Origin of the sequence: Allokutzneria albata, from assembly GCF_900103775.1 — a bacterium.
GTDB classification, from domain to species: domain Bacteria; phylum Actinomycetota; class Actinomycetes; order Mycobacteriales; family Pseudonocardiaceae; genus Allokutzneria; species Allokutzneria albata.
The window spans coordinates 894424-904699 of record NZ_LT629701.1 but is presented as its reverse complement, the minus strand read 5'-3'; the positions used below and the strand labels follow the sequence as shown (position 1 = coordinate 904699).

Genomic DNA, 10276 nt, shown 5'->3' with positions numbered 1-10276 from the left:
TCGTGCGGTAGTGCGTTCGGTACCCGTGGATCCGCCCTTCGGGGACCGTACATGGGCAAAGGCCCAATAAGAACTGCCGCTGAACGGGTGAACGTGGGTCGGTCAGAGCCGCGAGACGATCCCGGCGACGCCGTCGCGGACCAGTTCGGGCCGCCCGGTGTCCAGGCCGTGGGTCACCTCGTACCACGGCCCGAGCCGGTGCCACTGGAGCGCGCGGTGCCGGAGTTCCCCTGACACCCCATAGGTTTCCGCCAGTGCGTCGGCGAACTCGGCTGGAGTGCCGAACAGCGTCCACGCCAGGTCGATCGCGGGGTCGCCGAGGTGGGCGTCCGTCCAGTCGATCACGCCGCTCACGGCACCGTCCCGGCACAGGACGTGCTCCGGACCGAGGTCGCCGTGCACCACGGAATCCTTCGGCACAGACCGAAACTCGTCCAGGAGGGCCAGCGCTCGCGGCTTGTCCGGCACCAGCGGGACCACCTCCGCGCGGAAGCGGTCCACGTCGCCCAAGTCGCCCTCCTGCACCGGCTCGACGGGGTCCACGTCGTGCAACGCGCGCAGGAACCGGCCGAGCACGCGGCCGTCCGCAGCCGTCAACCGCTCGGCGGGCTCGCCTGGCACGAGCTGGTGCCGCAGTACCAGCGGCTCCTCGCTGACGATCACCGGGCGCGGTACGGGCAGCGGCAGCAGCGGCGCGAGCCAGGACATCAGGCGGACCTCCGCCAACAGCCGGGGCGCCACCTCCGGGCGGCGCGGCCGGCGCTCGACCCAGCCGCCGTCGACGAGGGTGGCCGCGCTGTCCCAGCCGGAGTCGAATCCCATGACCACGACAACACCGCACGGTGCCGCGGCGCGCACCCGTTTTTCCACCCCGGCAGGCCGCAAGAAAAAACTTACAAAACTATCTCTTAACGCCTTCTTGAGCTGGGCTCACGTCCACATTCCCCGGGATAACGCCTAATATTGCCACCCGAATGGGTGAATCTACTTCAGTTCTCCGGCCGGTTTTGGTCTCCGCAGCAGGTGATCTCTTTTCCGGCCACTTCCGTGCTGTAACTTTCGCCCACCCGCCGCCGTCCCAGCCCTGGAGCCGCATCGGTGAACCACACCGCACCGCACTCCGATCTCCCGCCCGCCGAACCGCTCGCGGTGCTCGGCATCGGCTGCCGCCTGCCGGGCGGGGCCGACTCGCCCTCGGCGTACTGGCGGCTGCTGGTCGAGGGCCACGACGCGGTCACCGAGATCCCGGCCGACCGCTGGGACGTCGACGCCCTGTTCGATCCCGAGCCCCTGGTGCCCGGCCGGATGTCGTCCTCGTGGGGCGGGTTCCTGCGCGACCCGCACGCCTTCGACGCGGCGTTCTTCGGCGCCACCCCCGGTTTCGACCAGCGCGACCGGCTGCTGGCCCAGGTCGCGGTGGAGGCCATGGAGCACGCCGGGCTGCCCACCACCGACGCCGGGCTGTTCGTCGGCGGGCCGTCGGGCGCGGGACGCATCGCGGACCTGCTCGGCCTGTCCGGCCCGAGCGTCGCGGTGGACGCCGGGGACTCCTCCGCGCTGGCCGCGCTGCACCTGGCAGCCGCCGGTCTGCGCGCGAGGGACTGCGACGTCGCCCTGGTCGGCGCGGCCACGCTCATCCTGGACCCGGCGGAGTCGATCGCCTTGTCCAACAAGGGAGTCCTGTCCGGCTCGGGCCGCTGCCGGGCGTTCGAGGCGCGCTCGGACGGCTTCGTGCGCAGCGAGGGCTGCGGTGTCGTGGTGCTCAAGCGGCTCACGGACGCCTTGTACGACAACGACCGCGTGCTCGCGGTGATCCGTTCCTCCGCCATCGGCCGCAGCGATCTGGCCACCGTGATCGGCCACGCGCTCGCCGCAGCCGAGGTGCGCGCGGAGGACGTCGGTTTCGTGGAGGCGCACGGCAGCGGGGTGCTCGCCGAGGACACCGCGGAGTTCACCGCGCTCAGCAAGGTCTACCGCTGCGCGCTCGGCGCGGTGAAGTCCAACCTCGGGCACACCGGCCCCGTGTCCGGGATGGCCGGGCTGATCAAGGCGGTGCTCGCGGTGCGCGCCGGGATCATCCCGCCGACGCCGCACTTCACCACGTGGCACCCGTCGCTGTCCGCCGAGGACACCCGCCTGTCCGTCCCCACCGTGCCGACCGACTGGCCCGACTCCGCCCGGCTGGCCGCCGTGTCCACGATGGACGAGCACGGGGGCAACGCGCACGTACTCCTCGAACCCGCCCCGCCGCGCACACCGGCGCCGCGCAAACCATTGCCCAGTCGGGTCGTGGTGCCCCTGTCCGCGAGCACGGCGCTTGCGCTCGCCGAGACCGCGACGCGGCTGGCCGACTGGCTGGAGGACGACGGCGCGGACAGCTGCCTGCAGGACGTCGCCTACACCCTCGCCCGCCGCCGGCCCCGTGCCGTGCAGGCAGTGGTGACCGCCTCCGACATCGACCAGCTGGTCGCAGCGCTGCGCGCGGGGCCGAAGTCGCCCGGAGTCGACACGGTGATCACGCACGGCGAACTGCTCGACCTGCCGCCGACCGCGTGGGACCGCACGGTGTTCCCGCCCCCGCCCGCACCGGAGGAGCCGCATCCGCTGCTGGGCACGCGCGTCGAGGTGCCCGCGACCCGCCGCCGCGTGTGGCAGGCCGAGATCGGCACGGCCGCGCTGCCGTGGCTGGCCGACCACCGCATCGACGACGTCCCGGTCCTGACCAGCGCGGCGTACTTCGAGATGGTCCTCGCCTCGGCCTCCGAGCACTTCGCGTGCCCACCGCACGCGGTCGAGGTGCGCGGCGTCGAGCTGCACCACCGCGCCGAGCTGGCGCACCGCACGACCATCTCCACCCAGCTCACGCCGGTCGACGAGGAGCGGGCCAAGATCGAGATCTTCGGCCGCGCGGGCAGCGAGTGGACCCGCCTCGCCACGGCCGCGGTCCGCCATCACGTGGAGTTCCGCCAGGAACCGCCCGTGGAGATCGACGGGGTGCCCATCGACCCGGCCGAGCTGTACGCGACCTCGCGCGGTCACGGCATCCACCACGGCCCGGCGTTCACCGCGATCGTCGGCCTCCTCGGCCCCGGCTTCGCCCGCGTGCGGGTGCCTCGCGCCGTGCGCGGTGTCTCGACCCGGTTCGTCGTGCACCCGGTGCTGCTCGACGCGTGCCTGCACATGCTCGGGGCCGGGTTGCTGCCCGTGTCGGCCGGGCTGCTGCGCGTGCACGGTGATCTCCGCCGCGCCGCGTACTGCCGCTGCGAGCTGACCGAGCTGTCCGGCTCCGTCACCGTGACCGACCGCGAGGGCACCGTGCTGCTCGTGGTCAAGGACGTCCAGCTGTCCGGCCGTCAAAAGTCGCCGCGCGGCGTCCAGCACCCTCCGCTGACCCGCGCCGACGTGGAGCGCGACCTGATCCGCCACCTGCGCGTCGTCCTCGGCCTCCCGGAGAGCACCGTGATCGACTCCGGCACCCCGCTGCTGGAGCTGGGCGTCGACGAGGCCACCGCCGCCCAGGTGCGGCTGCGGGTCGAGCGCGGGCTCGGCCTGCTCGTCCCCGATCATCCACTGTGGACCAACGGCTCACCGGGCGCGCTGTCCGCCTACCTGGCGAACCGCTTCGGCATCGCGGGCGCCTGACTGGACGAGTCCCGGGCGGCATGATTGTCTTCTGATCCGTGACCGCGAGCCAGACCTTCGAGCGCTGTCGCCCGTTGACCTCCCTGCGGCTTTCCGTCGAGGTGGCCATGCTGGCCGTGGTGCTCGCGGCCTGTTCGGCGTTCCTGACCTGGGCCCAGGCCCGCCCCGGCACCCGTTTGTCCGACCCGCTGCTGCAGCTGCTGCCGGCCGCTGACCTGTCCGAGCCGATCTTCGTGCTCACCTACGGTTCGCTGGCCGTGGTCCTGTTCAGCCTCCGCAACCAGCGGGAGCGCCTGGTCACCGGGCTGCGCGCGTACTGGCTGATGGTCCTGTTCCGGATGCTCACCATCGCCCTGATCCCCCTGGAACCCCCGGACGGGATCGTCCCGCTGCGCGATCCGATCTTCATACTCGGCCCCGGCCAGTACATCGACCACGACCTGTTCTTCTCCGGGCACACCGCCACCGCCACCCTGGTGTTCCTGGCCGCCGACCGCCCGTGGTCGCGCCGTCTGGGCGCGGTGACCGTGACCGCGATGATCCCCGCCCTGCTCGTGCAGCACTGTCACTACACCCTCGACGTCCTCGCTGCGGTCCCCGCCGCCATGCTCGCGTGGCGCACGGCCGTCGCCTCCCGCAGCTGCGACTCCGGCCCCGGCTGCACCTGCGCACTGGGGGTTCCCCGATGACGTACCGGTACTGGCAGCGGGCGAGGATGCACGACGGCCACGCGCACCAGGTACCGAGTTCCTGCAGAAGATCGGGGACCTCGCCGTCGCCCACGACTACGAGATCCGTGAGGCGGTCATCAGCCCCGACCGCACCGAGGGGCGCCTGGACATCGAGTGGGAGGAGGACGGCGACTCCCGCCGCGCCCTAGTCGTCCTCGCACCCGGCCGGGAGGAGGACACCCTCACCACCGCCGTGCTCACCGCGATGTCCGACGAGTGGAACTCGCGCGAGCCGTCCCCGCTGCACATGCTGGGCATGGTCTCCTCCGAGACCGCGCGGCCCCGGTGCGTCGCACCGTTCTGGCAGAACATCATCGATGTCGCCGCGGTCCCCGAGGACACCAAGGTCGGCGCCACCAAGGTGCTCACCGAGGACATCGTGTTCCCGCAGCGGGACTTCCACCTGATCCTCGCCGGTACCGAGGTCAACCGCCTGTTCCTGTGGTCGTGGCCCGGCATCGTCGAGGTCGTCGCGCTCGACGACGTCCAGCGCAAGGCCCTGCACGACATGAGCCTCCCCGCCGTGCCCGGCATCCCGCCCGGCAAGGTGCTCGTTCTCCCCGCCCCTGGCAGCTCCGTCCCCACCGCCGCCTTCGACCTGACAGACCCCGCGTTCACCTCCTGCGTCCGAGCACTCATGACCGAGCACGCCGAGCGCCCGATACCGTTGGAGTGGAACGGCTTCCCCGTCTTCACCAAGTGGTGGCACACGACCTAGTACGGCAACGGCACTCGGCGATCAGGAGCGGATCTCGTTGCCCGACAACGGGATCAACCCGTCGAGGCCGGCCCGAACGGACGCCGTTCTTGATGAACCTGGTCTCGTCGAGGATGAACACCCCGGTCGCGTCATCACCGACCTGGTCCAGGATGTCACCGCACAGGTCGTCCCGGGCCACGTCGACGTCCCAGTCCGCGGTGCGCAGCAACCGCTGCATCCCGTCCGGCGAGACCGCCCCGGCATTCTCGGCCAGCGTCCGGCCGTTCTTCCGCTCCCGCCCTGCCAAACGACGCCACTCACCTTGCAAGATCCACCACGCGGTGATCGTCACCGCCGACAGCCCTCAGCTGTCCCACGACACGCCGCCGTTGCAGTACTACCTGCTCAAGGCCCCGGATGTGGCCGTGGAACGGATTGGCCCTTGCTCATGCGCAGGATCAAGGCGACCGCGTCCTCCGAGTGGACTGCCGGAGTCAGGACCTCCTGGAGGAGCAGGCCACGAATCGCGGCGATGGTGACAGTGGCCAGGGTCAGCGCGTCCTTGGCGTCGAGCCCTTCGCGTTCCGCGAGCGAGGCCAGACTCTTGGTCAGGTCGTCGAGTGAGTCGATGAACTCACGAAAGTTCTCTGGGCTGTACGCGGCCAGGCCTACGACGTGGAAGAAGCCGCGGACACGCGACAACTGCTCCGGGCGGGTGTAGGTCCGCCAGATCGCCACGACGAGGTCGTCGAAGGTGCCTTGCCGGGCGGCCTCGAAAAGCGCCTCGTTGTCACGGGATCGCTGCGCCTTGAGCATGGCTGCCAAGACGCCCGGGAGCGACCCGAAGTGGTATCGCAGGAGGGCGTGGCTGGTCCCGGTCCGGGCGGCGATCTCACGGAGTGACACCTCCGGTGCGGGAAGGGTCTCGTCGAAGGCGTCGAGAAGCCGAGCCAGGAGGCGCTCGCGTGCGTCGCCGGTGCGTTCCGTGCTTGACAGGCTCACTCCCACAGTTTATCCATTGGAAAAGAGGCTGGCGGCGGCGTGTTGCTCACACATGGTCCCAGTCAGCGCCAGTGGAGGGAACGACTCGTGGGACGGTGTCCAGAGGGAGCATCGAAGACAGGCGTATCACCGAGGTCGGTGCCTGCGGCGCACACGGCGAGCGCTCGATGCCCGAGGCCGACGATGACGCCCGGGCCTGATCGACGCTCACGTCCACTTGGGCTTGTCGAGCCCGATCCAGCCGCAGTTCTCGTTTGCTGTTCGCTGATCCCGCCAATGCCGTCCTCGTTCTCCAGGCCGGCCAAGCTGTGAAGGACCTTCGATGAGCACCATGTGGCAGGGCTGCCTCGCCGACACCGACTACTTCGAGATGCGCTCCAGCGGTGGGCGCGACTACGGCGTCTGGGTCACCACGCCACCGGGCTACGACCCCGCCACGACGCAAGCGCCTGCCGTGTACGTGCTCGACGGCAACTGGGCCGTGGGCATGACTGCTCCGCTCATCGTCACCCAGGCGGATCCCATGCAGCGGATCCAGCCCTACATCCAGGTCAGCGTCGGCTACGCGGGCGAGGAAGCACAGCACTGGGATCGGCTGCGCAACAGAGACCTCGTGCCGCCCGGCGAGCCCATCGCCAAGGAGCTGATCGATGCCGTGGAGATGGGAGTTCAAGCGGGCGCGAGGACACGCGAGGAAGCCGACGCCTACCTCGCCGAACTGCGCGACACCCACGCCGATGCGTTCCTGAGCTTCCTCACCGCGGAACTGCACCCGCGGATCGAACGCCACTACGGCACAGCCACGAGCGGTCACGGCCTTTTCGGTTACTCCTACGGCGGCCTTTTCAGCCTCTACACCTGGCTCACCGGCAGCACGCTCTTCGAGAGCATCGGAGCGGGCAGCCCCGGCGTCGCCAGTGAAGACAGTCAGATTTTCGCGCGGCTCGAAGAAATGGGCGACAGCCTGCCTGCCGCCAAGCTGCACGTGACCGTCAACGAGCGAGAGCTGCTCGGAGACCTGGCCGTCTACCAAAACCTCACGAAGAACGCGGCCACCGTCCTGCACCGCCTGACCGCCCGTGGCGGAGCCGTCACCAGCGCGGTCCTGCGCGAAACGCACGTGACTGGCCTGCAGGCATCGTTCCTCAGCTACCTCAGGACCTGCCGGGCCCGGTAAGCGCGAACGCCGCGGCTGTGCGACCGCCTATTTACTGCAACGGCGCTCAGGTGATTGGGTTGCCTCGTCGTCGGCAGTGGCTGAGGCGGGCTTGGTGTTGTCGGCGTCGGCGGAAGCGTGACCAGGCCCAAATGTGTTCGGCGGTGTCGGCGACACGCAGGACGAGTTTGGTGAGCAGGCGCCGGAATCGGCAGAGGAAATACCCCACGCTGGAACCAGCGCACCCGGGAAGCCCAAGCTGCCTAGAAGAGCCGAGACTCCAAAGCCGCCCACTCCCCGCCCCGAGGCTCGTACCGCACAGTCTCCCCACACCGCACCCCACGAACCCCCAACTGCACCAACGCGTTCCCCACCGCAGCCCCCTCGACCGGCCCTGCCACCACCGGCCGCTCGCACGCGTCCGCAGTCAACTGGCACAGCAGGGCGTTCCGCGCCCCACCCCCCACGATGTGCACGACGTCCACATCCCGCCCAGCCAGCTCCATGGCCTCTCGCAGTGCCCGCCGATGGGCCAAGGCCAGGCTGTCCAGAATGCACCGCACAGTCTCACCGGGCGTGGCAGGAACCGGTTGCCCGGTCCGCTCACAAGCAGCGGCAATCCGCGCGGGCATATCCCCGGGCTCAAGGAACTCCGCCGCGTCCACCACGGAACCGAAAGGCGTAGCGGCAGCCGACAACAAAGGCTCCAGAGGAAGGTCCCAAGAGCGCAAGCACTCCTGCAACAACCAAAGGCCCATCACATTGCGCAGATACCGGACTGTGCCGTCGACACCCAACTCGTTCGAGAAGTTCGCCGCGCGACTCGCTTCGCTGAGCACCGGCGAGGGCAACGACAGCCCGACCAGCGACCACGTCCCGCACGACATGTAGGCGAACCGAGGCGACGACGCGGGCACACCGACAACAGCGGAGGCGGTGTCGTGCGAACCCACCGCGACAACGGGAACGGCGCCCAACCCGATGTGCGGCTCAAGCACGCCGATCCGCGTGCCAGGCTCGCGCAGCTCACCGAACAACGACGGATCGAGCCCGACGCGGCGCATCAGATCAAGATCCCACTCGCGACGGCGCACATCCAAGAGCCCCGTCGTGGACGCATTGGTGATCTCGGCTCCGCCGACGCCCGTGAGCCAGTACGCGAGCAGGTCCGGGACCATCAACAGCTGCGAAGCCGATGACAGCAACGGTTCCACGGCAAGCTGGTAGATCGTGTTGAACGGCAGGACCTGAACGCCGGTGCGCGAGTACAACTCCGAAGCGGGCACGGGGAAGCGCGCGGCGACTCCGGCAGTGCGCGAGTCGCGGTAGTGCACGGGATTGCCGAGGAGCGCGCCGTCGGAAGTGAGCAGCCCGTAGTCGACCGCCCACGAGTCGATGCCGATGCTGTCCACGGGCCCGGCAGCGCGCAGGCCCTCCAGAATTCCTTGATATAGAGCCAAAATATCCCAGTGAAGCCGTTCGCCGAGGCGCACCGGCCCATTGGGGAACCGGTGCACCTCGGTCAGAACCAGTTCGGAGTCGCGCAGTTCCCCGGTCATCACCCGGCCGCTGGACGCGCCGAGGTCGACCGCGGCGACCCTCACGGGCTCACCCGGACTTCGCGGAACTCCAACCCGATCAGCTCGGCCACGCACCGCAGCTCCGCAGCCTGGTGCCCGACGCCCAGCGCCCAGTGGTGGTCGACGCCGGACGCGCTCCACGCATCGGTCCACTCGCCGGGATCACAACCGAAGTCGACCCGCGATGTCGTGTTCCCGATCTCCAACAGCGGTCCCGGCACAACGGTGCCCTCGGCGGCGACCATCACGTAGCTGCCGTCGCGTTCCTGGCCGAGGCCGAGCAGCGTCACCGGCCCCTGGCGCACGTCGAACTCCACGGACACACCCCAGCCGCGCTTGCCGTGGTAGACGCCGAGGCCGCGCAGCAGCGGGCGCCGCGCGCTGATCGCGAGGTGCGCCGGGCCGTCGTGACCCATCTCCACGACGTTGTCCACGAAGTTCAACGCCTGCAGCTCGGTGAACGAACCACCGGCGCCGAGCCGGTCCATGATCAGCATCGCCAGGGAGTTGCGCAGCTCGTACTCCCCGGCCGCGGGCACCCCGCGCGCGGTGAGCAGCGAGGCGCCGAGGATCATGCCCGCGCCCAGCCGCTCGTGCTGCTCGCCTTCCAGACCCCGGTGGTAGTACGCGAGCGAATCGAGCGCGAAATCCTCGACCAGCCGGTCCAGGCCGACGGAAACCTTGGCGCCCCAGGCGAAATCCTCGTCCACCACCGAGGAGTCCAGCTCGAAGACCGAGCGCGCCAGCTCCATCCGGGCAGCCACCTCGGCGTCGGTCACCGCGGAGACCCGGACGCGCAGGTCGTCGATCTCCAGCACCTCCACGTGCCCGCCGAGCTGCGCCGACACCGAGGTCAGGTCGGTGGACACGTCCAGCATGCCCGGGTAGAGGTGCCCCATCAGCCCGTGCCTGCCGTGCCGCAGCGCTCCGCGCACCCCGGCCGCCCGCACCCACCGGGCGATCCGCGTCCACGCGCGCTCGTCCTCGACGTAGCCGGACACGCTGCGGAACTCCACCCCGGCGCGGCGGAAGGCGTTGGCCATCTCCGGCAACGGGCACGCGCCGCAGTACGCCAGCCACGCGCCGGTGTCGAAGGACGCGTGGTCCATCTTCTCCGTGGGCTGCAGGTTGATCAGCAGCACCGGCGCACCGCTGCGCTGCGCCACCGGAACGAGCATCGACGCGGTCATGTACGTGGTGAGGAAGCCGATGATCAGGTCGCAGCCCGCGACGCGCAGCTTCTCCGCTGCGGCCGCGCCCTCCTGGGCGTCGGAGATGAAGCCGACGTCCACCACCTCGATGTCACCGATCCCGCTCAGCCGCTCGGACACTCGCGCGGCCGACTTCTTCAGCTGCGGCAACAGGCTCGGGAACTGCGGCCAGTACGCGCCGAGTCCGCCGGCGACCAGGCCGACCAAGGTCGGCCTGGCGGGAACACGAGCGAGGGCGGTCATCGTGGAAGCTC

8 protein-coding genes and 1 pseudogene are annotated in these 10276 nt (G+C 70.0%); 4 read left to right on the top strand and 5 right to left on the bottom strand.

Annotated elements, in window-relative coordinates:
* Positions 1-102: 102 nt before the first annotated feature.
* On the bottom strand, positions 103-822 hold the full coding sequence (locus tag BLT28_RS03940; protein WP_030430181.1) for a phosphotransferase: 720 nt from the start codon (positions 820-822) through the stop codon (positions 103-105).
* 276 nt (positions 823-1098) lie between these two features.
* On the opposite strand from BLT28_RS03940, the gene BLT28_RS03935 reads away from it, so the two are divergent.
* The 3 genes from BLT28_RS03935 to BLT28_RS03925 all read left to right on the top strand — a co-directional run bounded on the left by BLT28_RS03935 (position 1099) and on the right by BLT28_RS03925 (position 5091).
* Complete coding sequence (locus BLT28_RS03935) at positions 1099-3642, top strand: beta-ketoacyl synthase N-terminal-like domain-containing protein (protein WP_030430182.1); 2544 nt, start codon at positions 1099-1101, stop codon at positions 3640-3642.
* Positions 3643-3680: 38 nt separating this feature from the next.
* On the top strand, positions 3681-4331 hold the full coding sequence (locus BLT28_RS03930; protein WP_052407436.1) for a phosphatase PAP2-related protein: 651 nt from the start codon (positions 3681-3683) through the stop codon (positions 4329-4331).
* Between the two features lie 235 nt (positions 4332-4566).
* Positions 4567-5091 carry a hypothetical protein gene (locus tag BLT28_RS03925; protein WP_030430184.1) on the top strand — a complete coding sequence of 175 codons (525 nt, stop codon included), beginning with the start codon at positions 4567-4569 and terminating at the stop codon, positions 5089-5091.
* A gap of 58 nt (positions 5092-5149) precedes the next feature.
* Here BLT28_RS03925 and BLT28_RS41660 read toward each other — a convergent pair.
* Both BLT28_RS41660 and BLT28_RS03915 read right to left on the bottom strand, forming a co-directional pair.
* A pseudogene (locus BLT28_RS41660) lies at positions 5150-5380 on the bottom strand (IS701 family transposase); the annotation flags it as partial.
* A 98-nt stretch (positions 5381-5478) separates the two neighbouring features.
* Positions 5479-6075: a TetR/AcrR family transcriptional regulator gene (locus BLT28_RS03915; RefSeq protein ID WP_030430186.1), complete on the bottom strand. Its 597-nt coding sequence runs from the start codon at positions 6073-6075 to the stop codon at positions 5479-5481.
* Positions 6076-6397: 322 nt separating this feature from the next.
* Here BLT28_RS03915 and BLT28_RS03910 point away from each other — a divergent pair, with 322 nt between their 5' ends.
* Positions 6398-7252: an alpha/beta hydrolase gene (locus tag BLT28_RS03910; RefSeq protein ID WP_030430187.1), complete on the top strand. Its 855-nt coding sequence runs from the start codon at positions 6398-6400 to the stop codon at positions 7250-7252.
* A gap of 242 nt (positions 7253-7494) precedes the next feature.
* On the opposite strand, the gene BLT28_RS03905 is transcribed toward BLT28_RS03910, so the two are convergent.
* Together BLT28_RS03905 and BLT28_RS03900 are read right to left on the bottom strand one after the other, a co-directional pair.
* Complete coding sequence (locus BLT28_RS03905) at positions 7495-8835, bottom strand: rhamnulokinase (protein ID WP_043811924.1); 1341 nt, start codon at positions 8833-8835, stop codon at positions 7495-7497.
* The gene (locus tag BLT28_RS03900; RefSeq protein WP_030430189.1) at positions 8832-10265 is read right to left on the bottom strand and encodes an L-fucose/L-arabinose isomerase family protein; all 1434 of its coding nucleotides are present in this window, start codon (positions 10263-10265) and stop codon (positions 8832-8834) included. Before BLT28_RS03900 ends, BLT28_RS03905 begins: the two co-directional genes overlap by 4 nt.
* Positions 10266-10276 lie beyond the last annotated feature (11 nt).